The sequence below is a fragment of the Azospirillum sp. TSO22-1 genome, assembly GCF_003116015.1.
In the GTDB taxonomy this organism is placed as follows: Bacteria; Pseudomonadota; Alphaproteobacteria; order Azospirillales; family Azospirillaceae; genus Azospirillum.
The window spans coordinates 1-24,944 of sequence record NZ_LGQZ01000149.1 but is presented as its reverse complement, the minus strand read 5'-3'; the positions used below and the strand labels follow the sequence as shown (position 1 = coordinate 24,944).

17 protein-coding genes are annotated in these 24,944 nt (G+C 70.0%); 11 read left to right on the top strand and 6 right to left on the bottom strand.

Features of this window, described 5'->3' with window-relative positions:
- A partial coding sequence (locus tag TSO221_RS30825; protein ID WP_109122336.1) for a DUF4347 domain-containing protein occupies nucleotides 1-5,723 on the bottom strand: 5,723 nt, incomplete at its 3' end.
- Between the two features lie 1,230 nt (nucleotides 5,724-6,953).
- Here TSO221_RS30825 and TSO221_RS30820 point away from each other — a divergent pair.
- Genes TSO221_RS30820 through TSO221_RS30810 form a run of 3 tightly spaced genes read left to right on the top strand, consistent with a single transcriptional unit; the run spans nucleotide 6,954 to nucleotide 12,140 of the window.
- Nucleotides 6,954-9,269: a GAF domain-containing protein gene (locus tag TSO221_RS30820; protein WP_109122335.1), complete on the top strand. Its 2,316-nt coding sequence runs from the start codon at nucleotides 6,954-6,956 to the stop codon at nucleotides 9,267-9,269.
- Nucleotides 9,262-10,893 carry a CHAT domain-containing protein gene (locus TSO221_RS30815; protein WP_109122334.1) on the top strand — a complete coding sequence of 544 codons (1,632 nt, stop codon included), beginning with the start codon at nucleotides 9,262-9,264 and terminating at the stop codon, nucleotides 10,891-10,893. Before TSO221_RS30820 ends, TSO221_RS30815 begins: the two co-directional genes overlap by 8 nt.
- Nucleotides 10,866-12,140, top strand: coding sequence for a hypothetical protein (locus tag TSO221_RS30810; RefSeq protein WP_109122333.1), 1,275 nt, complete (start codon nucleotides 10,866-10,868; stop codon nucleotides 12,138-12,140). Before TSO221_RS30815 ends, TSO221_RS30810 begins: the two co-directional genes overlap by 28 nt.
- Before the next feature lie 340 nt (nucleotides 12,141-12,480).
- On the opposite strand, the gene TSO221_RS30805 is transcribed toward TSO221_RS30810, so the two are convergent.
- Entirely contained in the window at nucleotides 12,481-12,627 is a 147-nt protein-coding gene (locus tag TSO221_RS30805) for an entericidin A/B family lipoprotein (protein WP_109122332.1), read from the bottom strand.
- 122 nt (nucleotides 12,628-12,749) lie between these two features.
- Between TSO221_RS30805 and TSO221_RS30800 the strand changes: the two genes are divergently transcribed.
- Both TSO221_RS30800 and TSO221_RS35745 read left to right on the top strand, forming a co-directional pair.
- On the top strand, nucleotides 12,750-13,631 hold the full coding sequence (locus TSO221_RS30800) for an alpha/beta hydrolase (protein ID WP_109122331.1): 882 nt from the start codon (nucleotides 12,750-12,752) through the stop codon (nucleotides 13,629-13,631).
- Nucleotides 13,632-13,742: 111 nt separating this feature from the next.
- Nucleotides 13,743-13,910, top strand: a complete 168-nt coding sequence (locus TSO221_RS35745; protein ID WP_158284259.1) for a hypothetical protein — start codon at nucleotides 13,743-13,745, stop codon at nucleotides 13,908-13,910.
- A gap of 32 nt (nucleotides 13,911-13,942) precedes the next feature.
- On the opposite strand, the gene TSO221_RS30795 is transcribed toward TSO221_RS35745, so the two are convergent.
- Nucleotides 13,943-14,170: a hypothetical protein gene (locus TSO221_RS30795; RefSeq protein ID WP_109122330.1), complete on the bottom strand. Its 228-nt coding sequence runs from the start codon at nucleotides 14,168-14,170 to the stop codon at nucleotides 13,943-13,945.
- Nucleotides 14,171-14,660: 490 nt separating this feature from the next.
- On the opposite strand from TSO221_RS30795, the gene lpdA reads away from it, so the two are divergent.
- The 4 genes from lpdA to TSO221_RS30775 all read left to right on the top strand — a co-directional run bounded on the left by lpdA (nucleotide 14,661) and on the right by TSO221_RS30775 (nucleotide 18,995).
- Nucleotides 14,661-16,067 carry a dihydrolipoyl dehydrogenase gene (gene lpdA, locus TSO221_RS30790; RefSeq protein ID WP_109122329.1) on the top strand — a complete coding sequence of 469 codons (1,407 nt, stop codon included), beginning with the start codon at nucleotides 14,661-14,663 and terminating at the stop codon, nucleotides 16,065-16,067.
- Between the two features lie 130 nt (nucleotides 16,068-16,197).
- Nucleotides 16,198-17,394 carry an MFS transporter gene (locus TSO221_RS30785; RefSeq protein ID WP_109122328.1) on the top strand — a complete coding sequence of 399 codons (1,197 nt, stop codon included), beginning with the start codon at nucleotides 16,198-16,200 and terminating at the stop codon, nucleotides 17,392-17,394.
- Nucleotides 17,391-18,194 (top strand): RNA methyltransferase, encoded by an 804-nt coding sequence (locus tag TSO221_RS30780; protein ID WP_109122327.1) that lies wholly within the window; start codon nucleotides 17,391-17,393, stop codon nucleotides 18,192-18,194. Before TSO221_RS30785 ends, TSO221_RS30780 begins: the two co-directional genes overlap by 4 nt.
- 30 nt (nucleotides 18,195-18,224) lie before the next feature.
- Nucleotides 18,225-18,995 carry an acetoacetate decarboxylase family protein gene (locus tag TSO221_RS30775; protein WP_109122326.1) on the top strand — a complete coding sequence of 257 codons (771 nt, stop codon included), beginning with the start codon at nucleotides 18,225-18,227 and terminating at the stop codon, nucleotides 18,993-18,995.
- A gap of 4 nt (nucleotides 18,996-18,999) precedes the next feature.
- Here TSO221_RS30775 and TSO221_RS30770 read toward each other — a convergent pair whose 3' ends face one another.
- Nucleotides 19,000-19,992 (bottom strand): acyltransferase, encoded by a 993-nt coding sequence (locus TSO221_RS30770; protein ID WP_247878346.1) that lies wholly within the window; start codon nucleotides 19,990-19,992, stop codon nucleotides 19,000-19,002.
- Nucleotides 19,993-20,180: 188 nt separating this feature from the next.
- Between TSO221_RS30770 and TSO221_RS30765 the strand changes: the two genes are divergently transcribed.
- Complete coding sequence (locus TSO221_RS30765) at nucleotides 20,181-21,557, top strand: HAMP domain-containing sensor histidine kinase (RefSeq protein ID WP_109122324.1); 1,377 nt, start codon at nucleotides 20,181-20,183, stop codon at nucleotides 21,555-21,557.
- A gap of 3 nt (nucleotides 21,558-21,560) precedes the next feature.
- On the opposite strand, the gene TSO221_RS30760 is transcribed toward TSO221_RS30765, so the two are convergent.
- Together TSO221_RS30760 and TSO221_RS30755 are read right to left on the bottom strand one after the other, a co-directional pair.
- Nucleotides 21,561-23,147, bottom strand: coding sequence for a CYTH and CHAD domain-containing protein (locus TSO221_RS30760; RefSeq protein ID WP_109122323.1), 1,587 nt, complete (start codon nucleotides 23,145-23,147; stop codon nucleotides 21,561-21,563).
- A gap of 80 nt (nucleotides 23,148-23,227) precedes the next feature.
- Nucleotides 23,228-24,340, bottom strand: a complete 1,113-nt coding sequence (locus tag TSO221_RS30755) for a class I SAM-dependent methyltransferase (RefSeq protein WP_109122322.1) — start codon at nucleotides 24,338-24,340, stop codon at nucleotides 23,228-23,230.
- A 139-nt stretch (nucleotides 24,341-24,479) separates the two neighbouring features.
- Here TSO221_RS30755 and pgk point away from each other — a divergent pair.
- Nucleotides 24,480-24,944 (top strand): phosphoglycerate kinase (gene pgk / locus TSO221_RS30750; protein WP_109122321.1); only part of this gene is annotated, 465 nt, incomplete at its 3' end.

The window sequence follows — 24,944 nt, the reverse complement described above, 5'->3', positions numbered from 1 at the left end:
AGCGTGTCGTTGCCGGCGCCGCCGTACAGGCCGTTCTGGCCGTTGAAGCCGATCAGCACGTCGTCGAAGTTCGAGCCCATGACGTATTCGATGTTCAGCAGCACGTCGCCTTCGGCGTCGCCGCCACTGGCGGTGCCGGCACCCAGGTTGATCGACACGCCGGCCGAGGAGGTCGAGTAGTTCGCCCAGTTCGTCGCGCCGCCGCCGTCCAGCGTGTCCGCCCCGGCGCCACCGGTGAGCGTGTCGTTGCCGCCGCCGCCGCGGAACCAGTTGGCCTGCGCGTCGCCGATGAAGGTGGAGCTGGTGGTCGCCGTGGCCGCGGTCGCGTAGATCTCGATTCCGAAGAACTGTTCGTTCGCGGCCTCGCCGGTGTGCACGCCGGTGGCAAGGTTGATGGTCACCTGGCCGAGGAACATCGCCGTGTCGATGCCGTCCCCGCCGATCAGCGTGTCAACGCCGCCGCCGCCGGTCAGCGTGTCGTTGCCGGCGCCGCCGGTGATCACGTTCGCCAGCGAGTTGCCGGTGCCGCTGAAGCTGCCGGTGCCCGTGTAGGTCAGGTTCTCCACATCGTTGACGAGGTTGTAGCTCGCCAGGGAGGTGCGCACCTCGTCGATGCCGCCGCTGGCGGCCTCGGTGACGACGGCGGCGCTGGCCAGGATGTAGACGTCGTTGCCGGTTCCGCCGATCAGCGAATCCGTGCCGGTGGCGGCACCGCTGCCCTCCAGCGTGTCGTTGCCGGCCCCGCCGTTCAGCGTGTCGGCGCCGCCGCCGCCGACCAGCCAGTTGTCGCCGCCGTCGCCGGTGATGTTGTCGTTATAGTTGGAGCCGATGATCTTCTCGATGTTGGCGAAGGTGTCCCCCAGCGCCTCGTTGTTGTGCACGCCGGTCGCCATGTTGATGGTGAGCGCCGTGCTGGACCCCGCGTAGCTGACGACGTCGAAGCCGCCCCCGCCGTCCATGGAGTCGGCCCCGGCGCCGCCGATCAGCGTGTCGTCGCCGGTGCCGCCGGTCAGCGTGTCGTTGCCGTTCCCGCCCTCCAGGACGTTCGCCTCCAGGTCGCCGATCAGCACGTCGGCGTAGTTGGAGCCGGTGACGTTCTCGATGCCGGTGATGCTGTCGTTCTGGGCGTGGCCGCCACTGCCCCAGCCGGTGCCGAGGTTGACGGTCACCCCCGCCGTGCTGTCGATGTAGGTGGTGTAGTCGATGCCGTCGCCGCCCTCCAGCACGTCGGCCCCGGCGCCGCCGATCAGCGTGTCGTTGCCGGCGCCGCCGCGGAACCAGTCGTTGCCGATGCCGCCGGTGAAGTTGTCGGCGTAGTTGGAGCCGGCGATGATCTCGATGCCGTTGAAGACGTCGTTCATGGCGTCGCCGGTGTGGACGCCGCTCACCAGGTTGACGGTGATGCCGGTGCTGGACGTCTCGTAGCTGGCGACGTCGGTGCCGGCGCCGCCGATCAGCGTGTCGGCGCCCACGCCGCCGATCAGCGTGTCGTCGCCGCTGCCGCCCTCCAGCCGGTTGGCCAGCGTGTTGCCGACGCCGGTGAAGTTGCCGGAGCCGTCGTAGGCGAGGTACTCGACGTGGTTGCCCAAGGCGTAGGTGAGCGAGGTGGTGCGCACCAGGTCGGCGCCCTCGCCGTTGTTCTCGACGATGAGGTCCTCGGGCGAATCGACGAGGTAGGTGTCGTTGTCGGCGCCGCCGATCAGCACGTCGATGCCGGACCCGCCGCTCAGCGTGTCGGCGCCGGACCCGCCGCTCAATGTGTCGTCGCCGTCACCGCCCTCCAGCCAGTCGGTGCCGCCGCCGCCGCCGAGGCTGTTGGCCCCGGCATCGCCGACCAGCGTGTCGGCGTAGGACGAGCCGGCCACGTTCTCGATGCTGATCAGCGTGTCGCCGTCGCCGGTGACGCCGCCGGCGAGGTCGATGTAGACGCCCGACCCGCTGGCGCCGAAGCCGAGGGAGTCGAAGCCGTCGCCGCCGTCCAGGGTGTCGGCCCCGTCGCCGCCCTCCAGCGTGTCGTCGCCGGCGCCGCCGATGAACCAGTTGGCGTTCGCGTCGCCGACGAAGGAGTCGCCGTAGGCGGTGCCCGCCACCGCCTCGATGCCGTCGAGCACGTCGCCGTCCGCGTCGCCGGTGTTGACGCCGGTCGTCAGGTTGACGGTGATGCCGGAGCTGGAGGTCTCGTAGCTGGCGACATCGAAGCCGTCGCCGCCGGCCAGGGTGTCGGCGCCGCCGCCGCCGGTCAGCGTGTCGTTGCCGGCGCCGCCCTGGATCAGGTTGGCCAGATCGTTGCCGGTGCCCGCGAAGCCGTCGCTCCCGTCGTAGACCAGGGCCTCGACGTGGTCGCCCAGGCTGTAGGCGGACGCCGCGACGTGGACGGTGTCATAGCCCTCGTCCGCCTGCTCGACGACGGTGTCGGCGCTCGAATCGACGATGTAGGTGTCGTTGCCCGCCCTGCCGGTCAGCACGTTGACCCCGGCGTCGCCGGCCAGCGTGTCGTCGTAGGCCGAGCCGGTGACGTTCTCGATGCCGATCAGCGTGTCGATGTCGCCGTCGACGCTCGCCATGCCCGCCGCGAGGTCCACCGAGACCGGGCCGGCGGCACCGGCGTAGGACGCCGTGTCGATGCCGTCGCCGCCGTCCAGCGTGTCGCTGCCGGCCCCGCCGTCCAGCCAGTCGTTGCCGGCGCCGGCCTGGAACCAGTTGCCGCCGGCGTCGCCGGTCAGCGTGTCGTTGAAGGCGGAGGTGGCGATCACCTCGATGTTGAGCAACTGGTCGCCGAGCGCCTCGCCGCTGTGCACGCCGGTCGCCAGGTTGATGCCGACGGCGGTCGTGTAGCTCGCCGTGTCGAACCCGCCGCCGCCGTCCAGCGTGTCGGCACCGGTGCCGCCGCGCAGCGTGTCGTTGCCGGCGCCGCCCTGGATCAGGTTGTTCAGCGTGTTGCCGACGCCGCTGAACGAGCCGGAGCCGGTGTAGGCCAGGGTCTCGACGTTGTTGCCCAGCGTGTAGGAGGCCAGCGAGGTGCGGACGGTGTCGGTGCCTTCGTTGAGGTTCTCGACCACCGCGTCGGAGGCGGAATCGACGATGAAGACGTCGTTGCCGATACCGCCGGTCATCGAATCGTTGCCGCTGCCGCCGTCCAGCGTGTCGTTCCCGACACCGCCGGCCAGCGTGTCGTTGCCGAGGCCGCCGGTCAGCGAATCCGCGCCGGTGCCGCCGGTGATCACGTTGTTCGCCGCGTTGCCGGTGCCGGTGAAGGCGCCGGTGCCGGTGTAGGTCAGGTTCTCCAGCGGCGCGCCCAGCGTGTAGGAGGCCAGGGTGGTGCGCACCGTGTCGGTGCCCTCGCCGGTGTTCTCGTTGATCACGTCGCCGGCCGAATCGACGACGTAGGTGTCGTTGCCCAGGCCACCGGTCAGCGTGTCGTTGCCCAGGCCGCCGTTCAACGAATCGTTGCCGGCGCCGCCGACCAGCAGGTTGGCGCCGGCATCGCCGGTCAGCGTGTCGTCGTAGGCGGAACCGGTGACGTTCTCGATGCCGGTCAGCGTGTCGCCGGCGGCGTCGCCCAGCGCGCCGGTGCCGGCGGCGAGGTCGACCACCACGCCGCTGGCGCTGCCGGCGTAAGACGCGGTGTCGGTGCCGCTGCCGCCGTCCAGCGTGTCGCCACCGGCGCCGCCGGTCAGCGTGTCGTTGCCGGCGCCGGCCTGGAACCAGTTGCCGCCGGAATCGCCGGTCAGCGTGTCGTTGAAGTTCGAACCGGCGACCACCTCGATGTTGGTCAGCGTGTCGCCCGCCGCGCCGCCCGCGTGCACGCCGGTCGCCAGGTTGACGCCGACGGCGGTGGAGGAGGTGGCGTAGCTCGCCGTGTCGATGCCGTCGCCGCCGTCCAGCGTGTCGTTGCCGAGGCCGCCGGTCAGCGTGTCGTTGCCCGTCCCGCCGGTGATCAGGTTGTTCAGCGTGTTGCCGGTGCCGGTGAAGGCGCCGGTGCCGTCGAACGCCAGGTTCTCGACGTTGCTGCCCAGGGAATAGCTGTTCAGCGTGGTGCGGACGGTGTCGGTGCCCGCGGCGAGCGCCTCCGTCACCGTGTCGCCCGCGGCGTCCACCAGATAGGTGTCGTTGCCGGTGCCGCCGGCCAGCGTGTCGACGCCGGCGCCGCCGTCCAGCGTGTCGTCGCCGGTGCCGCCGAGCAGCGAGTCGGCGCCGCTCCCGCCCAGGATGTGGTCGGCGGCGGCCGAGCCGGTGATCGTGTCGTTGCCGTCGCCGCCGTCGATCTGCCCGATGCCGGTGAGGGTCACCGCGCTGAAGTTCAGCGTGTTGTCCGCCGCGTCGGCGGCGATGGTGACGCCGGTGTGCCCGTCGGCGGTGATCTCCTCGACGCCATCGACGCTGCCGACCCGGATGGCCGTCCAGTCGCTGGCCGAGGCGATGGTGTCGGCGCCCGCACCGCCGTCGACGGCGTCGTAGCCGTCGCTTTCCATGCCGTAGAGGAACAGGTCGTCGCCGTCGCCGCCGGCCAGCACGTCGTTGCCGTTGCCGCCGATCAGCGTGTCGGCCAGCGCGGCGCCAGCCAGCGTGTCGTTGCCGTCGCCGCCGTCGATCATCCAGGTGTCGTCCGACGGGGCCGCGAAGACGTCGTCCCCGCCGGTGCCGTACCAGCTCTGCGGCTCAACGGCGTTGGTGAGGTCGATGGTCATCGCCTGCGTGGTGGTCTGCGAACCGTCGCTCGCCGCCACCACGATGGTGTGGCTGGTGGCGCTCTCGTAGTCGAGCAGCGAGCCGTCGGCGACAGTGACGACGCCGGTCGTGGCGTCGATGGCGAAGCGCCCGCCGGCGTCGTCGGAAAGGCTGTAGGTGACGGTGTTCCCCTCGGCGTCCGCGGCCAGCGCGGTGATGCCCACCGCCGTCCCGGTGGCGGCGTTCTCCGCCACCGTGTCCGGGGTCGCGTCGTCGTCGCCGACGGCGCCGGGCGCGGTGTTCAGCACCACCGTGCCGTCGTCGAAGACCAGCTGGTCGATGCCCGACAGCGTGTCGGTCTCCCCGGTGGCGATGGCCACCACCAGGCCGGGCTGCGTCAGGTCGTAGTCGGCTTGATTGCCGGCGTAGACCGCGATGTCCAGCCCGTCGCCGCCGATCAGCGTGTCGTTCTCGCCGATGCCGCCGATCAGCGTGTCGTCGCCGCCGGTACCGGTGTAGACCGCCAGCAGATGCCGCCAGCCCTCGCGGCCGGCGCCGAAGGCGGAGCGGGCGGCGGGCACGCCCGCGGTGACGTCCAGGTCCCAGCCGCCGCCCTGGCCGGCATCGCCGACCGGCCGGCTGGCCGCCGCCACGGCGCCGCCGGTGCGGGCCGCCAGCGCGTCGACGAACGCGCGCCCCGCCGCGCCCGCGCCGGTGGCGCAGCCGTACAGCAGCAGGCCGGCACCGCCGCCGGTCAGGGCGGCGCCCGCCACGCGCTCGCGGTCGATGCCGCCGCGCCCCAGTCCGATCCGCCCCGGCTCGCCGTGCGCCAGCACGTGCACGGCCGCCGGCCGCACGGCGAACGCGGACTCGAGTGCTGCGAGCCCATCCTCCTCGCCGGCGACCAGCCGCACCTCCACCCTGGCGCGGCGCGTCCGGAGCAGGGTGTCGAGGTCGGGGAGCCCGGCGTCGGCGAGCAGGATCTCGCGATCCGGAACGGCGGCAATGCCGTGGGGGGTGTCGGTATCGGTGTTTGCGCGTGCGGGGAATGACATTGGGAATCCTGCCTGTTGGGGTGGGATTGCAAAAAGGGGGCTGCCGCGGCGCCGAAGGGGCGCCGACACGGACGCGTTGCGAATGGTGTTTACGAGAAGTGGAATGCCACCCGAGGCAGCCGCAGGCGGGACCGGGCGCTTTGGCCGCGCCAGCCCGCAGCTTGAATCGGGCTACTTTGAATTGCTGTTTCTATGCATGCGGTCGCCTTTTGCACCGATTGTTAACAGTCGTACCGTCTTTGAATGGATTTCATCAGAACGGACAGCCTGAAACATACAATAACATTCAGTTATTGCAATCTTACAGTATGGCAGCGACAAAATGCGCAATCATTAGTGATAGGAACTATTGGAATGTCGGGAACTGTTCCGGGTGATGCGCCCCGCCGCGAGCCCGCCGTCTCGGAGCGGACCTCCGACCGCTGGTGGTCCGACTCCGCGGCCTGAAGCTCGACCAAGCCAAGCGGCTCACGGAGCTTGAGCATGAGAAGCGGTGGCCGACCGCGCGCTGGACAAGCCGATCCCGCAGGAGGCAGCGCGGGGAAACCTCGGGGCTTCGAGCAGCACCGCGCCCGTGCCGCGCAGGTCCAGCAGACCCTTGGCGCCTCTGAACACCGGGCCTGCCGAGTGCGCGGCCTTGCAAGCTCGACCCAGCGACATGCACCCGTGGTTCCGGCCGGTAAGGATGCACTCACGGCGGCCATCGCGCGGCTGGCCAGCCGGTTTGGCGCCACGCTCCTTTTCGCTACAGCGGCGAACGGCATCGCGCGCCCCTTCTCGCTACAAGGTTTGGCAGAGTGGATCAGTGCCGCTTCTTGTACCTGCTCGGCGAGCCCCCGGCCGTTTCACGCCGTCCTTTGGAAAACGCTCAACAAAGCTTTCGGGGCCAGCTTGAATCCATCGGGAAGACACCTGCGACCTTTTGTGGCTCCAATACATATCTGTGTATTCACAGCACAAAATAGAGTGTGCATATTTTGATTATGACCATCTTGGCGGATCACTCGCTATATGATCGTTAGTATTATATACACTCCAGCAGAGATATTGAAAAATTTTGGCGCGGCAAGTATGATCTGCCAAAATTGCAGGATTTTTGCAAACCAATCTATTTGAAGAACTGCCAACGATTTCAATGCGAATGGTTCGCACGTTTCTCATGCACAATATTCAAAAGCAACAAAACCAACGCCTGCTTTGAATCTGATAGGAAAACAGTAGGAAACCACCATGCAGACGCAGCCCATGACGGGCCTGCGTATGTCGGACTGCGGCTGCACGCAACTGGATCCCTGGTATGGAACGGCGGCGGCCTTGACCGAAGCGGGAGCCCGACCGCGCTGCACCGGAACGAGGGACACGACGATATCATGGAGGCTCGCGTCACCCATGCCCCGCAACGCGCCCGATCCTCTTGAGCTTGCCAACGGTGCCCTCGAACTGCGCCGAGCCTGCGATTCGGGACAATCGTGCGAAGTGATGCTCGACCGGATGCTTTCCGTACTGAGGGGCTTCCTCGCCTTCGACATTGCGACCTTCGCGGAATACGCGATGGAGTCCCCGACGCCCAGTGCCGCCACCCCCCTCCTGATCCGCGGCCGCTACGCCGTCGACGACGGCAAACCTTTCCCCTGGCCGGCCCGCTGGCTTCATGCCCCATCCGGCATCATGGACTGGACCGAGGGGAAGGATGTGGCCGCTTCCGACATCGACCGATTCTTCCGGTTCGATCCGTCCTTCCGCGCGTTGCGGAAAAACCCGGTCGTGGAGGCCTATCTGGCCCGAGGGGTGCGCAGCTTCATCGTCGCCGTGCACAGGGAAGACGGCCGACCGGCATGCAGCCTGACCCTCGCGCGCAAGGGCGGACCTTTCTTCACCGAAGAGGACCGGCGGGCGCTGAGCGCCCTGGAACTCGCGGACACCCTGCGATTGGTCCTGGCGGCCTATCGCGCGAAATCCGCCGCCTTCCACATGGAGATCCGCGACCTTTTCGCACAGCATGCGCGGCCCGAGCCCGTGGCCCGGATTGCGGTCGAACGACTGTGCGAACAGTTCCGGTGGGACTACGTGGCGATCTTCCGCGTCGCGCACGCCCGCGCGCGATTCGAACTGGTGCAGCAGCACAACGCGTCCGACAAGAAGTTGCTCGTGCACGAGGGCTACACGCAGCCGTTCGGCGCGGGTGTTCTCGGCCAGGTCTTGAGGACCGGCAGCCCCATCCGCGTCGAGGATACGTCGAAGCGCTCCCGGCACGGCTACATCCAGATCGCGGACGATGCACGATCCTGCCTATGCTATCCCATCGTGCTGGATGGCTGCGTCGAGTGGATCCTGGACTGCGAATCCAGCGAGGTCGGCGCCTTTCAGCAGCCCGACGAAGCCGAACTCGGCATCCTGGTCGGCGAGGCGCAGAAGACCATCGCGCTGTGGTTCGAGATGCGCCTGAACAGAGCGCTGCTCGAGAACATCGACCAGGGGGTGGTGGTCGTCAACCAGGCCAACCGCATCATGCGATTGAACTCCATGGCGGCCCAGTTGCTCGGCGCCTCGGCCAACGACCGGGCGATCAAGACGATCGACCCCGACGAGTCCCGCGCGAGAGACGAGTTCCGCGCGAGAGAGGCCCCCTCCATCCAGGGGGAACGGCTCGACCGCTTCGGCGCCGACGAAGACGCGAAGGCCGTGCTGACAACCGGGCATGTCGCCGCCAAGCCGCTTCGCCTGCGTGGCGCGGACGGGCTGGAGCGGAACGTCGTCGCCTCCTCGCGCGACGCCGAGGATGCCTTCAACCGGCGGATCTGGCGGCTGACCGACCCAAAGGCCTGGGACTGGGTGACGGCGCTGGAATACATGCGCACCACCGTCCAGGGCGTGGCGCAGCAGACCCGCGGCCCCCTCCTGCTCGCCAACGCGCTGGTTTCGAGAGCGCACGGGCGGGTGGGGGACAATCCCGACCTGCGCGGCCTGCTCTCGAAGGTGCGGGCGAGCCTCCTCAAGACGGACATCACCTACGAGCGGCTGGTCGACGGCCTGGAGGTCGAGCGCCGGCCCCTGGGCGCCCCGGTCGCGGCCGACGTGAAGGTCGCACTCGACGCCTTTATGAACGAACTGCCGGAGGAAGACCGGAAAGCGGTGACCGTCACGCTCGCAGAGCCGATCCCCGCGGCGTGGGTGGATCCCAGCCGTCTGCGCTTCGTCCTGCATTCCACGATCGGCTATCTCCTGGCGACGCGCCTGCCCGAGACGGTGATCACCGTGCACCTGCACGGCGGTCCCCGGCACGTCGCCGTGGAATTGACGACCAGCGTTCATTGCGACGACGACTTCATGCCGCGCAGCGGCGCCGCCGACCCGGTGGCCGGTGCCAGGGCCGGCGCGCAGGAAGCAACGGCCCACGCCCTGTCGGCCGTCCGCAGGGTCATCGAGAGCAACGGCGGCAAACTGAAGATCACCAGGCGGCCCGGCTGTCTGGCAATCCGGTTCACGCTGCCGGCGCCGCCGCGGGGCAGGACCCGGACTGCCGGAAGGGAACCGGCCCATGCTTAGCCACCTGCTCATCGTCGGATCCGATCCGGCTTGGCTCCAGGGAATGCAGATTTTCCTGGAGACCTCCCTGCCGGAGGGCGACGCGCCGCGGATGACGCTTTGCGCCGACGACACGGCGGCCCTCGCGGCGCTGGACCGGGACGGCGCCGACCCGATCTCCGCGGCCGTCATATTCGGCTTCCACGCCAGCGCCGCGGCGTCGGGCAGCATGGCGCGGCAAGGGTTCGGGGCGCTCGGCCTGGCCATCGACCTGCGCGCGAAGCGTCCCTCCCTGCCCGTTCTGTTCGCGGCGCCGATGCGGATCGGCCGATTGCAGCGCTACGCGGCGGGAACACAGGGCGTGGAGCTGATCGAGGTGGAATCGCTCGACGCCATCCGCGCGGCGCTGAGCCGGATGCACTTGCTGTCGCAGGGCCAGCAGCCCTGGGCCCAGGTGGACATCTTCATCGACGTGGAGTCCGTCCGGTTCCGGGTGAGTCTGGCCGACGGGCAGGTGCTGGCGGACCTGCCCGTCGCGTCCGACATGCGATGGTTCCTGCGGGATGCCCAGGACGAGTTCCGCCCTCCCTGGAAAATCTACAAATACGATCCCAACGGCGCGTTGCGCCCGCATGACGGCTGGCCGTCACGGCTGCGCTCGGTCGGCGACCGGCTTCACGATTACCTCATCAGCGATCCGCAGCGGAAAGCCATCGAGTCCTGCCTGAAGCACGTCGGCTCCATGGACGACATCCACTTCTGCTTCATCATGGACCGCGTGGGCTTCCTCGACGTGCCGTACGAGGCGATGCACGATCGCGAGAGGGACCGGTTCATCCGCAACATGTCGCCGCTTGCGCGGCGCATCCTGCTCCACTCGTCCGAATCCATCGTCGGCGGGCGCGGATCGGCCGCAGCGTCGGCGCTGTGGGCACCGGCGAAGCTCACCCGCCGCGTCCTGGTCGTCACGTCCGACACCGGGACAGGTTCGCTGAGCGTCGGCCGGCACCGCTTCGACAACCAGCCGGAAAGGATTTTCTCGCGGCTTCCCGACCAGGAAACCGAACTGGCCGACCTGCGCGCGATCCGGGCCGAAAAGGGGTGGGAACCGCCGGTGGAATGCACGCTGCGAACCAGCAAGGACAGCGTGGCGGCGCTGGAGTCGGCGATTGGTGCGGGGCCGTGGGACATCGTGCACTACTGCGGGCACAGCGTCCGGTCGGACGACGACGTGGTGTTCCTCGTCCTGCCGGGCGCCCGGTCTCACGAGTTGGTGGGGCTGTCCATGGAACGGTTTGCCCAGATGCTGCGCAAAGGCCGCGTTTCCCTCCTCATTCTTTCCTCGTGCGAGGGAACGTCGTCGAGCAGCATCTTCCGCGCCGCCCAAGAGGGCGTGCCGGCGACCATCGGCTTCCGTTGGGAGGTCCTGTCGCGGGAGGCGGCGAAATTCACGAGGTGCCTGCACGAGAAGCTCGCCGACCGGCAGCCGCTGGGCCGGGCCTATCTGGAGGCGGTGCGCGCGCTGACGCCCGACAGCCCGGCCTTCCTGTCCGCCATGCTGGTCGTGCAGCAGGACCCCTGGGCAGATTCCTGCCCTCCCCAGAAGGAGACCGATCCATGTTCGAATGGTTCTGGGACGCCGTGACGAAGGTCCAGCACACACCGGTCGAGCACAAGGAGGCGGTGATGCTGCCCCCTGAGCGGGTCCTGGAGGACCCCTTCCCCAACCTGGTCGACGGCCAGAAATTCAAGTCCGGCGGGTGCTATTTCGGCGTCCGCCTCGCCGGCATGCACGTCCTCGACGCGCGGCGGTTCGGCACCACGCTGTCTCCCCTGTTCGTAAGCCTTGCCGAGTTCAAGCAGCGCGGCCAGACCCGCTCCGTGCCCTTCTCCGTCGGCCCGCACGAGTTCATGGACTCGCTAAGGTCCGTCGTGGCGGCGAAGGACGGCGACCCGCCGTCCGGCTGGATCGAACGGCGCAACGTGCCGGTCGTGCCCCCGACCCCGGTCGGCGTCGACAACCTCTCGCTGTTCGTGGGACTCTACAGCGTGCCCGGCAGCGACGTGGTCAGGAAGTTGCTCAACGTCGTCGGCGATCTCTCGAAGACCGTCGGCGCGGTCATGCCGGCGGCGGCGGTGATGAACCCGGCACTGGACATCGCGCGGACGGTCTATGCCGGCTTCGGCTCGCTGGTGGGACTCGACTCGGTGCAGGCCCTGGTGCAGGCGCAGGACGGGCGCGCGTTGCCCGGAACGGGCAGCGGCTACCTCGTCGTCGTCAACGGGCCGCCCGGTGTGGTGGAGAAGGAAAAGATGGTCGTGCGCGGCGGAAAGCTCTGCCGTGACAAGAAGATGGTCACCGACCTCGACTACTGTCTGGTGGCCATCGAGCGGTACGCAACCGTGCTCGAGGAGGAGACCCACATCGCCCCCGACCTGTTCCAGGCCGAATGGGCGGAGGTGTTGGAGGCGCTGGCGACTGGAACCCCGGGAGCGCCCAAGGAGCCGATGCGCAAGCTGATGGCCGTGGTGCGCGGCACCCCGGCCCTGATCGACGCCGACCGGGTGGCGGCCATGGCCGCCTACCTGCAACGCTACACCGCGGAAGTTTCGCTGGCCGAGCAGCTGCAGGACATTGTCAAGGGCGGCGGCGGCGGCCCGGTCGCCGACATAGTGGGTGCGCTGACGGCGGCGCGTGCCCAGCAGACGGTGCGTCTGGCGGCAGACAAAATCTCCACCGTCGCGGATCTGGTGGATGCCGCACAAAGGGCCCCGCGCGACCGCCAGGTCGAATCGCCGGCCTGGTTGGCCAAGCGGATCCGCAAGGACTTGCTGGACGTCGGCGAGGGCGCTGATGCCGCCCTCGCCGACGCGCTGCTGCACGCCGTCTGAATGCAGGATCCCCCGGGATGAGGATCGTGCCCGGCGCGGGCTCGTGAAACACCGGTTGCTGCCTGGTTGTGTGATGGCGGAACGATGTCCCGAGTCGCGTTTGGGCGGGGCAAACCGGTACGCTGAACGGCCAGCAGCACCATTCGCTCACCGGAAGACAACCGGATTTTCCGGCAGGAAAACATAGCCCCACCCGCATTGCCCGGCCAGTTGGCATGCTCGGCATGTCCGTTACTGGAGAGCAACCGCACCGGGTGGGGCTATGGCGGAAACAAAGCGTCACCGCTTGTTTCTTATACGGAATCGACCAGGCGGTTTATATCTTCCGCCCATGGTCGTTCTACATCTTCTTCTGGACGTTGTCCGCCCCGCGCTCCATGGCGCGGCCGCCGGCCTGGACGTCCTGGCCCATGCCCTCGAAGGTGTTGCACGCGGTCAACAGCGAGCCGAAGAGGGCGAGCAGCACGAGAGCCTTGATCTTACGCATGGTACCTATCTCCAAATCCGTTCGGTACGGGTAGTAGGGGAACAGCCGCCGGGGCCTCGGGGTTTCATGCGTCGCCCGATTTCGGGTGTGGCACCCCGGACGGGACCGCCAGGGAGAGAACAATGTTCGAAGGGTTCGCGCACCGCCGCGTCGCCACCAGCGGCGCCGAGATCCACGCCGCCGTCGGCGGCGACGGCCCGCCGCTGCTCCTGCTGCACGGCTTCCCGCAGACCCACGCCATGTGGCGCCGCGTGGCGCCCAGGCTGGCCGAACGCTTCACCGTGGTGGCCGCCGACCTGCGCGGCTACGGCCACTCGGAGAAGATCCCCGGCGACCCCGCCCACGTCCGCCATTGCAAGCGCACCGTCGCCCAGGACCAAGTGGAGGTGATGCGCGCGCTGGGCTTCGAGCGCTTCCGCGTCGCCGGCCACGACCGCGGCGCCCGCGTGGCGCACCGCATGGCGCTCGACCACCCGGAGCGGGTGGAGCGGCTGGCGCTGCTCGACATCCTGCCGACGCTGCACGTGTTCGAGGCGGCCGACCAGGCGATGGCCACCGCCTACTACCACTGGTTCTTCCTGATCCAGCCCGACGGGTTGCCGGAACACGCCATCGGCCTCGACCCGGAATACTGGCTGCGCCGGCTGCTCGGCTCCATCGGCGCCGGCGGCGGCGAGGCGTTCGACGGCGAGGCCTTCGCCGAGTACCTGCACGCCTTCCGCGACCCCGCCACCGTGCACGCCATGTGCGAGGATTATCGCGCCGGGGCGGGCATCGACCTCGACCACGACCGCAAGGACCGCGCCGAGGGGCACCGCGTGGCGTGCCCGACGCTGGTGCTGTGGGGCGAGCGCAGCGTCGTCGGCCGCCTCTACGACGACCAGCTCGGCATCTGGCGCCGCTACGCCCCGCAGGCCGAGGGCCACGGCATCCCCGCAGGCCACTTCCTGGCCGAGGAGCGGCCGGCCGAAGTGACGGAGGCGCTGCTGCGGTTCCTCGCCTGAGACTTCACGGCGGATCACCGCGTTTCACAGGTGCGTGAGGCCTCTGGCCGCCGCCGGGGATCGCGATAAGCTTGCCAATGACGCGCTCATTCCATGACCGGGAGCCGAGCCATGTTGCGCCACGCCCTTCTGCTCACCGTGCTGACCCTGACGCTGGCCGCGTGCGCCGGCCCCTACGTGGACCCGAGCCCGCGCGAAGTGACGACCGCCGGCCCCGAGGCCGGGCTGCGCCACACCGGCATCGCCGCCAACCACATGACGCGGATCGACCCGCAGTAATGAGGGCGCCGCGGGTCGATCCGGCCTGAACGTCATCTTTCGAGCGTCGTCCGCCCGAACGGGTTGCCGAGCTTCGAGCCGAAGGCGGCCTTGCGGGCCTCGCGCCAGACACCGCCGTCCCAGCGCGCGTGCGGTTCGGTGCGGACCTCCTTCACCGTCGGCTGGGTGCGCGCCCAGGCGCGGAACGCCTCCTCGAACCGGCTCGCCGCCGCGGTGTCGGTGGCGTCCAGGGTCACCGTCACGGTCACGTCCATGGTCATGGCTGCCTCCCTGTGCTGTGCGGGTCGTTGCCGCTTCAACAGCCGGAGGAGGCGACCGTCACCACAGGGCAATCGCTTGAAATGTTGTTGAACAACACCTAACCGTCATCCCCGCCTTCGCGGGGATGACGGTTAGGTGTTCGGATTCCTGTAATTCTCGCATCGCAGCCGGCGGTTGAAGCGCCGCCCGGCAGGAAAAGGGGGGCCGGTTCAAGCGATCGCCCTGCCGGTCCTTCTTGCCAAGCCGGCGCCTCCCGTGATAGGTTCAAATTCCTCTCAACGAGGCACCCACCCTGCGAACTGAACACGCCCCGCACACTGTTCCACGGTGTTCCACTCCGTTCCATCCGCCGCCCTCCCGCCCCTCATGGCGGCCCTGCCCGGCAGGGCGAACTCGGCCGTTGCACGCTTGGGCGCGGGGGGGCATAAATCGCGGCGACAAGGCCCTCCCCGGCCACCCCAACAAAGAACGCGGCGGAAGGAACAGCGCATGGCTGAGAGCACGTATGATGTCGTCGTCATCGGCGGCGGTCCTGGCGGGTACGTCTGCGCGATCCGCGCGGCGCAGCTCGGCTTCAAGGTCGCCTGCGTGGAGAAGCGCCCGGCGCTCGGCGGCACCTGCCTCAACGTCGGCTGCATCCCCTCCAAGGCGCTGCTGACCGCGTCGGAGAAGTTCGAGGAGGCCAAGCACGGCCTCGCGAAGTTCGGCGTCAAGGTCGGCGGCGTGGAACTCGACCTGCCCGGCATGATGAAGCACAAGGACGAGGTCGTTAAGTCCAACACCGGCGGCGTCGAGTTCCTGTTCAAGAAGAACAAGATCGACTGGATCAAGGGCGCCGGCACCATCGTCGCCAAGGACACCGTGTCGGTGGACGCCAACGGCGGCACCACGCTGAAGGCGACCAAGGCCATCATCATCGCCACCGGCTCCGAGGTCACCCCGCTGCCGGGCATCGAGATCGACGAGGAGAAGATCGTCTCCTCGACCGGCGCGCTGACGCTGGCCGAGGTGCCGAAGCGCCTCGTGGTGATCGGCGGCGGCGTCATCGGGCTGGAGCTGGGCTCGGTCTGGGGCCGCCTGGGCGCCCAGGTCACCGTCGTCGAGTTCCTCGACCGCATCCTGCCGGGCATGGACGGCGAGGTGTCGAAGCAGATGCAGCGCATCCTGGCCAAGCAGGGCATGACCTTCAAGCTGGGCGCCAAGGTCACGGGGGCGAAGACCACCAACACCGGCGTCGCCCTGACCGTCGAGCCCGCCAAGGGCGGCGACGCGGAGACGCTGGAGGCCGACGCCGTGCTCGTCGCCATCGGCCGCCGCCCGCACACCCAGGGCCTGGGCCTGGAGAACGTCGGCGTCGCGATGGACGACCGCGGCCGCGTCAGGATCGACCACCACTTCCAGACCAACGTGCCGGGCATCTACGCCATCGGCGACGTGGTCGAGGGTCCGATGCTCGCCCACAAGGCCGAGGACGAGGGCGTGGCGCTGGCCGAGATCCTGGCCGGCCAGGCCGGCCACGTGAACTACGACGTGATCCCCGGCGTGGTCTACACCTGGCCGGAGGTCGCGAGCGTCGGCAAGGGCGAGGAGGACCTGAAGGCCGCGGGCGTCGCCTACAAGGCCGGCAAGTTCCCGTTCACCGCCAACGGCCGCGCCCGCGCGATCAACGCGACCGAGGGCTTCGTCAAGATCCTGGCCGACGCGCGCACCGACAAGGTGCTGGGCGTCCACATGATCGGCCCGAACGTGTCGGAGATGGTGGCCGAGGTGACGCTGGCCATGGAGTTCGGCGCGTCGGCGGAGGACATCGCCCGCACCTGCCACTCGCACCCGACCCTGTCGGAAGTCACCAAGGAAGCGGCGCTGGCGGTCGACGGCCGTCCGCTGCACATGTGATCGGGCACGGGGTGAGGGTGACGTACGTGCCCCCACCCCATCCCTCCCCCGCTTCGCAGGGGAGGGGGTCTGTCGCCGTATCTCCCCTCCCCTGCGAAGCGGGGGAGGGGCAGGGGGAGGGGGCAAGCGCATGACGCTCACCCCCGCCCGCCTGACCCTCGTCATGTGCCTCTCCGAGGTGCTGACCATGGCCGGCACCATGACGGTCCCGGCCCTGCTGCCGGTCTTCATCGAGGCCTGGGATCTCACCACCGCCGAGGCCGGCTGGCTCGGCGGCATCGCGCACCTGGGCTACGTGCTGGCGGTCCCGGTGCTGCTCGGGCTCACCGACCGGCTCGACAGCCGCAGGATCTACCTCGCCTCCACCGCCGTGGCGGTCCTGTCCTGCGCCGGGTTCGCGCTGTGGGCGGACGGCTTCTGGTCGGCGATGCTGTTCCGCACGCTGGGCGGCGTCGGGCTGGCCGGCACCTACATGCCCGGCCTGCGCGTGCTGTCCGACCACATCGCCGGGCCGCGCGCCGGGCGCTGCATGTCCTTCTACACCGCCAGCTACGGCATCGGCGTCGCCGGCTCGACGCTGGCCGCCGGCCTCGTCGCCGGGGCGGGCGGCTGGCACGCCGCCTTCTGGCTCGCCACGGCGCTGACGCTGGCCGCGCTGCTGCTCGGCCTCGTCCTCATCCCGCGCACCGTGCCGGAGAACGCGCCGCCCAGCCTCGCCGCGCTGTTCGACTTCCGCCCAGTGCTGCGCAACCGCAAGGCCATGGGCTACATCCTCGGTTACACCGCCCACAATTGGGAGCTGTTCGGCTGCCGCGGCTGGCTGGTCGCCTTCCTCGCCTTCGCCGCCGGGGCGCCGCAGGGACAGGTGCCGGCGCACGTCACGGCGCTCGCCACCCTGATCCTGATGATCGGCGTCGCCGCCAGCATCCTCGGCAACGAGGCGGCGCAGCGCTGGGGGCGCGACCGCTTCCTCACCGTCATCATGCTGGCGTCGGCCGCCATCGCCGCGGTGATCGGCTTCGCCTCCGCCCTGCCCTACGGGCTGCTGGCCGGGCTGGCGCTGGCCTATGGCGCCACCATCACCGCCGACAGCGCGTCGCTGACCGTCGGCATGGTCGGCGCCGCCGGGGCCGGGCGGCGCGGGGCGGCGATGGCCATGCACTCGCTGTTCGGCTTCGCCGGCGCCTTCGTCGCCCCGATCGTGTTCGGCGTGGCGCTGGAGGCGGCGGGCGGGCCGGAGAGCGTGGCCGGCTGGGGCGCCGGGTTCCTGACGCTGGCCGCCGCGGTGGCGATGGGGCCGCTGTTCCTGCGGGTGCTCGGCCGATGATCGTCCCGGTCAGCGATCCCGCCGATCCGCGCATCGCCGCCTACCGCGCCGTGCGCGAGCGCGACCTGACCGGGCGCGAGGGGCACTTCATCGCCGAGGGCGAGGTGGTGCTGCGCCTGCTGATCCGCTCGCCCCGGCACACGGCGGTGTCGCTGCTGCTGGCCGAGAACCGGGTGGCGAAGCTGGCGCCGCTGCTGGCCGAGCTGGCCGACGACGTGCCGGTCTACACCGCCGCCCAGCCGGTGCTGGACGCCGTCGCCGGCTTTCCGCTGCACCGGGGCATCCTGGCGCTCGGCCGGCGCGCCCCGCTGCCGTCCGCCGACGACCTGCTGGCCGCCCTCGGCCCGCGGGCGCTGGTGGTGGCGCTGTTCGGCATCGGCAACCACGACAACATGGGCGGCATCTTCCGCAACGCCGCCGCCTTCGGCGCCGACGCCGTGCTGCTCGACCCGACCTGCTGCGACCCGCTGTACCGCAAGGCGATCCGCGTCTCGGTCGGCGCCACGCTGCTGGTGCCCACCGCGCGGCTGGAGGGCGACCCGGTCGCCCTGTTCGAGCGCCACGGCTTCACAACCCTCGCGCTCAGCCCGTCCGGCGGGACCGTGCTGGCCGCCCTGCCCCGCCCCGACCGCGCGGCCGTCCTGTTCGGCTCCGAGGGGCCGGGGCTGCCGGCGGCCCTGCTGGCGCGGGCGCAGACCGTGCGCATCCCCATGGCCGGCGGCTTCGACTCGCTGAACGTCGCGACCACCAGCGGCATCGTGCTGCACCACCTTGCCTGCGCGGCGGTCGGCACGTCATGATCGGCCGCAACGCATAAGGAGGGGACAGCCATGCTCACCGGTTTCACGTCGCCGCTCACGCCCGAAGGCCGCTCCTCGCTCGCCCCGGCGCCGCCGTGGCACTACGCCGGCTGGCTGTTCTCCATCGACTACGAGCTGGACGCGGGCACGGCCGCCGCCTTCCTGCCCGACGGCTTCGGCACGGCGACCGGCCGCGCCACCGTGCATTTCGCCGACTGGCAGGCGACCTCCGACGGCAGCGAGCTGCTCGACCCGGTCTACGCCCAGTACCGCGAGTGCTTCGTGCTGGTCGAGGCGGAGCGCGCCGGCTCCCCGGTCAGCTTCTGCCCCTTCATCTACGTGGACCAGGACGTGTCGCTGATCCGCGGCTGGCTGCAGGGCCTGCCGAAGAAGCTGGGCAGCGTCTGGCTGACCCGCTCCTACCCGGTGGACCACGTGGCCGGCGCCCCGTCGCGCGCCGGCACGCGGCTCGGCGCCTCGCTGGCGGTGAAGGACCGGCGGCTGGCCCAGGCGGCGCTGACGCTGACCGGCGGCGAGGGCAGGCATCTCGGCCTGCTGGCCCGCCCGACCTACGGCCTGTTCGGCCTGCCCAGCATCGTCGGCGGCGCCAAGCCGGCCGAACCGCAGCTGGTGCGCATGGTCGCCGACGCCAAGGAGTTCGGCCCCTTCTATGCGGCGGATGCCGAGGTCGAACTGTACCCCTCGCCGCGCGACGAGCTGGCGATGCTGGCGCCGAAGCGGGTGCTGGAAGCGTCGGCGGGGTACTTCGCGATGACCGTCACCCAGGTGGCGGCCGGCTGAGCCGTCACGCCCGGCCGACCAGCGCCACCCGCGACCAGGGGCGCTGGACGGCCAGGGCCTCGACGACCATCGGCCCGGCGATGCCGGCGCCCAGCGACGTGGCGAACACCAGCAGGTCGGCCTGCCACCCCAGCTGCACCAGCGCGATGCGCGCCGCCGCGGTGAAGAAGGTGTGGTAGAGGTAGATGGCGTAGGACGCCTCGCCCACCGTGCGCATCACCCCGCTGGACGGCATGACCCGCAGCAGGGTCAGCGCCCCGCCCATGCCGCACAGCAGCGCCACCCCGCTCTTCCAGCCGATCTGGATGGGGACGAGGTGCAGCAGCGACGCCTGATGCACCGCCAGTCCGAACGCCAGCCCGAGCGGCGCCAGCGCCCACACGCGCGGCTGCCGGAACGTGGCCGCGAAGCGCCGCACCGCCACGCCCAGCAGGAAGTGCGGCAGCAGCGTCGCCGCCTCGTTCACCGACCAGGGGTTGGCCTCGGTGTCGATGGCGAAGAAGGCGCCCAGCGCCAGCGCAAAGCCCGGCGCGAACGCCCGCGGCGTCGCCAGCAGCCCGAACGCGTCGGCCACGCCGACCGCGGCGAAGATCAGGAACAGCGCCTGCAGGTACCACAGGTGCGCGTAGGAGAAGACGTAGATCCGCCACATCTCCTCCGGCGCGTCGTTCCCGTGCGAGCCGGGCGCGGCGGTCTGAAGCAGGTAGAACACCGTCGACACGATGACGAACGGCAGCAGCAGCCGCCGCACCTTCTTGCCGAAGAACACCCGCAGCGCCCCTGCCCGCACCGGCCGCGCCGCGTAGACGTAACCGGAGATGAAGGTGAACAGCGGCATCCGGATCAGCTCGAAGCTGCCGGTCAGGTAGCGGTACAGCGAGTCGTCGGCGACGTGCATGCCCGACCCCGGCACGCCCACCGTGTGGTAGGCGACCAGCAGCAGGCAGGCAAGCCCGCGCAGCTCCGTCACGTTGTACCGTGCGTCCGTTCGTGCCATGTCCGCTCGCCCTGTGCCGGGCGCTCCTTCCCCTGTGCGCATTGCCAAGGTCGCGAGACCGGCACTTGGCCGCAAGCCGCCCGTCCGTGGCTTCCCCGCCTTGGTCCGGAGTCCACCACTTTCGAAAGTTCGCCGCGACCGGAGACTCCGCCGTAGGCAAGCCGGCGAGGCTGCCCTACCATGGCGGCATGCCCCTTCCGACCGCGACCCGCAGCCTGTCCGCCAAGCTCCTGGTGCTGACCGTGCTGTTCGTCATGCTGGCGGAGGTGCTGATCTACACGCCCTCCATCGCCCGCTTCCGCCTGACCTACCTGCAGGAGCGGCTGTCGGCCGCCCACCTCGCCGCTCTGGCCGTGGAGGCCGCCCCCGACCGCATGGTGACCAAGGAACTGGAGGCCAAGCTGCTCGCCCACGTCGGCGCGCACGCGGTGGACCTCGTGCAGCCGGACAGCCGGGTCTACATGCTGTCGCGCTCCATGCCGCCGCAGGTGGACGTAGTGGTCGACCTGCGCGGCGCCGGCGTGGTGGAGCTGATCGCCGACGCGTTCATGGCGCTGACGCAGAGGCAGAACCGCGTGCTGCGCGTCATCGACCGCTCGCCCAAGGACATGGCGCAGCGCGTCGAGATCGTCATGGACGAGCGCCCGATGGTCGTGGCGATGCTCGACTATTCGGAGCGCATCCTGGTGCTCTCCGTGGTCATCTCGCTGATCACCGCCGGGCTGGTGTTCCTGGCGCTGGTGGTGATGCTGGTGCGCCCGATGCGCCGGCTGACCGAGAGCATGGTCGCCTTCCGCCGCGATCCCGAGCACGCCGAGCCCACCTTCGCCCCCGACCCGCGCCGGGACGAGATCGGCGTCGCCCAGCGCGAGCTGATCGCCATGCAGGACGCGCTGGGCACCGCGCTGCGCCAGCGCGAGCGGCTGGCGGCTCTGGGCACCGCGGTGGCGAAGATCAATCACGACCTGCGCGGCATCCTCTCCACCGCCGCCCTGCTGTCCGAGCGTCTGGCCGAAAGCACCGACCCCGAGGTGCAGCGGGTGACGCCGCGCCTGATGGGCGCCATCGACCGCGCGGTCGACCTGTGTGGGCAGACGCTGTCCTACACCCAGGACGGCGTGCTGCCGCTGCGCCGCGCGCGGGTGGACCTCGCCGCGCTGGCCGAGGAGGCGGGAGTGGACGTGGCGTCGTCGCTGCGCACCGAGGCCGCCTGGGTCAGCCGGGTGCCGCCCGGGCTGACGCTGTCGGCGGACGGCGACCAGCTGGTCCGCGCGCTCGCCAACCTCGGCCGCAACGCGGTGCAGGCGGGGGCGGATTCGGTGACGGTGGAGGTGCTTCGGACGGACGGAAAGCTGGTGCTGACGGTGGCCGACAACGGCCCCGGCCTGCCGCCGCGGGCGCGCGAGAACCTGTTCCAGCCCTTCGCCGTCTCGGCCCGCGCCGGCGGCACCGGGCTGGGCCTCGCCATCGCGCGGGAAATCGCCCGGGCGCACGGCGGCGATCTGCGGCTGGTCGAGAGCACGGGGAGCGGGACGGTGTTCGCTCTGGAGCTGCCGGTGGAGTGACCCCTACTCCGCCCGCGCCCGCGACCAGAACGGCTTCGCCTCGTCGAAGCCTTCCCACTGCTCGTTCAGGTGCGCCTCCAGGTCGGCGACGCCGCGCGCCAGCCAGCCGATGACCAGCCCGGCGGCGCGGCGCTCGCCGGTGCCGGCGCGGCTGCCGTCAGCGTGCAGGTCGTGCAGCAGGCGCGTCGCCGTCGCCACGTCGTTCAGGTGGCCCAGCGCGTCCTGGAACGCCGCGAGCCGCTGGATGTAGCGGCGCGCCGTCTTGTCCTCGTACAGCGAGCGGAAGAACTCCGCGGCGTAGCGCAGCTTCTTCAACGCGATGCGCAGCTGGTGGCGATCCTCCACCGACAGGTCGGCGAAGCCCTGGCCGGCCTTGCGTGCCCGCTTGCGACGCTTGGTCAGAAGCTCGTCGGCCAGCGCCATGACCGGCTGCAGCAGCCGCGCCGACTCCTCGCTGACCGGCTGGGCGCGCCAACCCTGGTCCTCCAGCCACGCGCCGAGGCGCAGCATGAACTCCGTGTAGCGCGGCGACAGGATCGCCTCCCGCGCCCCCTGATACGCCGCGTCGCGCTTTGCACGGGCGGCAGCTTCCAGGGCGTCGATGCCACTGAACAGCGGCGCCTCCTGGACGTTGGTGCGCTCCAGCCCCTGGCGCACCGGGGCCAGCAGGTCGGTCAGGAAGACGTCCCAGTCGCGCGCCGGCCCCAGGTAGCCGCCCAGCCACTTCACCTCGCCGACCAGCCAGTCGTACTGATCCGCCGGCACGTAGGGGCGGAACAGCGCCAGCGCCGAGCGCAGCCGGCGCAACGCCACCCGCATCTGGTGGATGCCCTCGGGATCCTCGCCCTTCAGCGAGCACGCCTCGTTCGCCGTGAGGTGGATGAGGCAGTTGGAGACGATGCGGCACAGCGCCCCCTCGACCGTCACCTCGGGCGACAGCGCGATCTTCTCCGCCTTCACCGATTCGTCCACCACACCGGCCGCCAGCGCGAAACCGCGCGCCGCCTTGGTGCGCGACTCGACGCGCAGCGGCGCCGTCTTCGCCAGTTCGAGCGCCAGATCGAACAGCGCCTTGGATTCGCCCTGCTTCAGCTCCAGTTCCACCTCGCTCAACGGCAGGACGGCGCCGGCGGGGGTGCGGATCTCGCCCTTGTCGAACGCCACCTCGATGACGGAGCCGCCACCCTCCAACACGCGGATGGTGCGCTGGACGGCGGTGGTGAACATCGGCAGGAGATCTTCCGCCCCCACCGAGTCGAGCAACGCCAGCGCCTCGGGATCGGTGAACAGCGACAGGTCCAGGGTGGGGCCGGGCACCGGGCATTCCCACTCGGCGCGACCGAGGCCGCCCTGGGCGAACGGCGGGCCCTTGAGGGTCTGGACGAAGCGCTTGCCCTTCTTGCGCACCCGCAGGCTGACCAGACGGCGCGCGAGGCGTTGGTCCGGCGTGTCGTAATAGACGCTCTCCAGCGCGCTGGTGGTGGCCCGGCCGGCGGCGGCAAGCGCCGGGGCCGAACGCAGCGCCGGCAGGTCTTCGGGCCGCGCGGCCAGTTTCAGTTCGGTCTCGCGGTTGGGATCGGCGTCGGCCATGGAGCTTCGAAGGGGAGTTTCGCGTAAGGCTTTTCTACACGGACGTATTGTCGTTGCCTAGGCGCGCAAATATTGCAATTTCATTGCGATTTTGTGACGTCATCGGCGTTACCCTTTTCCAGCACCATCACCTTCGACATGAAGGCCGGCATCTCCGACACCACCGCCAGCCCCGCCCCGGCGAACAGCGCGCGCAGGTCCTGCCGCGCGTAGTCGGCGTAGAACGGCTCGTGGAAGGCGATGGGGAACAGCTCCAGCAGGCCGTCCATCACCGGGTTGTCGCCGGTCTGCAAACTGTCCATGAAGACGACGATGCCCTGTGGCTTGAGCACCCGTGCCCACTCCGCCGCCACCCGGGCGCGGACCTTCCGCGGCAGCTCGTGGAACAGGTAGATGCAGGTGACGATGTCCTGGCTGGCGTCGGGCAGCGGCAAGGCCTCGGCCGCCGCCTGCACCGCGCGGCTGGTGCGCGCCCACGGCGCGAGGTTGCGCCGCGCCTCGACCAAGTAGGCATGCGACAGGTCGAGCGCGGTGGCGTCCAGCCGCGGCCAGTTGTCCTTGACGAAGGTGAGGAAGCGTCCCGTCCCCGCTGCGACGTCGAGCAGCCGGCAGTCCGCCACCGCCCGCGTCCGCAGATGTTCGTAGATCGGTACCAGTGCCTGACGCCGCATGGCGTCGGCGGCGCCGCCGAACAGCACCTCGACTTGGTGGTCATACAGGCGGGCGCTGCGCTCCGACAGGTAGCCGTCGGTCTGGAAGTGGAAGTTCTGGCGGTAGTAGGCGGGCAGCGCCTCCGACCCGGGCGGCGGGTTGGCGCGCACCTCGGTGCCGATGTGCGCACGGCGGCGGCGCGTCACCTCCGGCAGGTCACGGAAGAACGCGGCGGCGTCCGCCACCACTCTGGCCGGGCTGGGGATCAGATCGTGCGGCAGGCGGTAGCAGCCCGCCTCGATGTTGGCGAGGTCGCGCTCCATCAGCGCGCGCAACTCGGCCAGGATGCCGCGGGTGTCGGGCACGCGCAGACCCGGCGGACGGCGTTCGCGCGGAATGTTGGGACCGGAGATGCGGGCGGCCAGCGCATACTGGCCGAAGAACCACGCCACCCGCGCCACCTGGGAGGCGGCGTAGGCGAGGCGCCCGGCCGGGCCGACGAGCGGCGAACCGGGGAATTCGCGTCGCGGGGAATCGGTCATGGCGATAAGGTGGTGCCCCCATCCGCCAAGGCGAGTCCGGTCCGCGACCTTCGGTCCCTACCCCGCCGTGCGGCGTTGCAAAGCAGGGCGCGCTGTGCTTCGTTGCGCGCCAGATTCGAACCTTCTGGGGTCAGTGGCCATGAGCGACTTCAACACCATCGACGACCTGAACGTGAGCGGCAAGACCGTGCTGGTGCGCGCCGATCTGAACGTGCCGATGCAGGACGGCACGGTGTCCGACACCACGCGCATCGACCGCTTGGCCCCGACGCTGAAGGAACTCGCGGACAAGGGCGCCAAGGTGGTGATCCTCTCCCACTTCGGCCGCCCCAAGGGCGGGCCGGACGCCAAGAACTCGCTGCGCCAGGTGCTGGGCCCGCTGTCCAAGGCGGTCGGCCAGGAGGTCGCCTTCGCCGAGGACTGCGTCGGCGACGCGGCCAAGGCCGCCATCGCCGCCATCCAGCCCGGCCGGATGGTGCTGCTGGAGAACACCCGCTTCCACGCCGAGGAGGAGAAGAACGCCCCCGCCTTCGCCAAGCGGATGGCCGAGCTGGGCGACCTCTACGTCAACGACGCCTTCTCCGCCGCGCACCGCGCGCACGCC

Excerpts from the sequence above, each read along its gene's own strand:
- TSO221_RS30820 (WP_109122335.1), top strand. The coding sequence starts at position 6,954 with ATGCAGACGCAGCCCATGACGGGCCTGCGTATGTCGGACTGCGGCTGC.
- TSO221_RS30815 (WP_109122334.1), top strand. The coding sequence starts at position 9,262 with ATGCTTAGCCACCTGCTCATCGTCGGATCCGATCCGGCTTGGCTCCAG.
- TSO221_RS30810 (WP_109122333.1), top strand. The coding sequence starts at position 10,866 with ATGTTCGAATGGTTCTGGGACGCCGTGACGAAGGTCCAGCACACACCG.
- TSO221_RS30805 (WP_109122332.1), bottom strand. The coding sequence starts at position 12,627 with ATGCGTAAGATCAAGGCTCTCGTGCTGCTCGCCCTCTTCGGCTCGCTG.
- TSO221_RS30800 (WP_109122331.1), top strand. The coding sequence starts at position 12,750 with ATGTTCGAAGGGTTCGCGCACCGCCGCGTCGCCACCAGCGGCGCCGAG.
- TSO221_RS35745 (WP_158284259.1), top strand. The coding sequence starts at position 13,743 with ATGTTGCGCCACGCCCTTCTGCTCACCGTGCTGACCCTGACGCTGGCC.
- TSO221_RS30795 (WP_109122330.1), bottom strand. The coding sequence starts at position 14,170 with ATGACCATGGACGTGACCGTGACGGTGACCCTGGACGCCACCGACACC.
- lpdA (WP_109122329.1), top strand. The coding sequence starts at position 14,661 with ATGGCTGAGAGCACGTATGATGTCGTCGTCATCGGCGGCGGTCCTGGC.
- TSO221_RS30785 (WP_109122328.1), top strand. The coding sequence starts at position 16,198 with ATGACGCTCACCCCCGCCCGCCTGACCCTCGTCATGTGCCTCTCCGAG.
- TSO221_RS30780 (WP_109122327.1), top strand. The coding sequence starts at position 17,391 with ATGATCGTCCCGGTCAGCGATCCCGCCGATCCGCGCATCGCCGCCTAC.
- TSO221_RS30775 (WP_109122326.1), top strand. The coding sequence starts at position 18,225 with ATGCTCACCGGTTTCACGTCGCCGCTCACGCCCGAAGGCCGCTCCTCG.
- TSO221_RS30770 (WP_247878346.1), bottom strand. The coding sequence starts at position 19,992 with ATGGCACGAACGGACGCACGGTACAACGTGACGGAGCTGCGCGGGCTT.
- TSO221_RS30765 (WP_109122324.1), top strand. The coding sequence starts at position 20,181 with ATGCCCCTTCCGACCGCGACCCGCAGCCTGTCCGCCAAGCTCCTGGTG.
- TSO221_RS30760 (WP_109122323.1), bottom strand. The coding sequence starts at position 23,147 with ATGGCCGACGCCGATCCCAACCGCGAGACCGAACTGAAACTGGCCGCG.
- TSO221_RS30755 (WP_109122322.1), bottom strand. The coding sequence starts at position 24,340 with ATGACCGATTCCCCGCGACGCGAATTCCCCGGTTCGCCGCTCGTCGGC.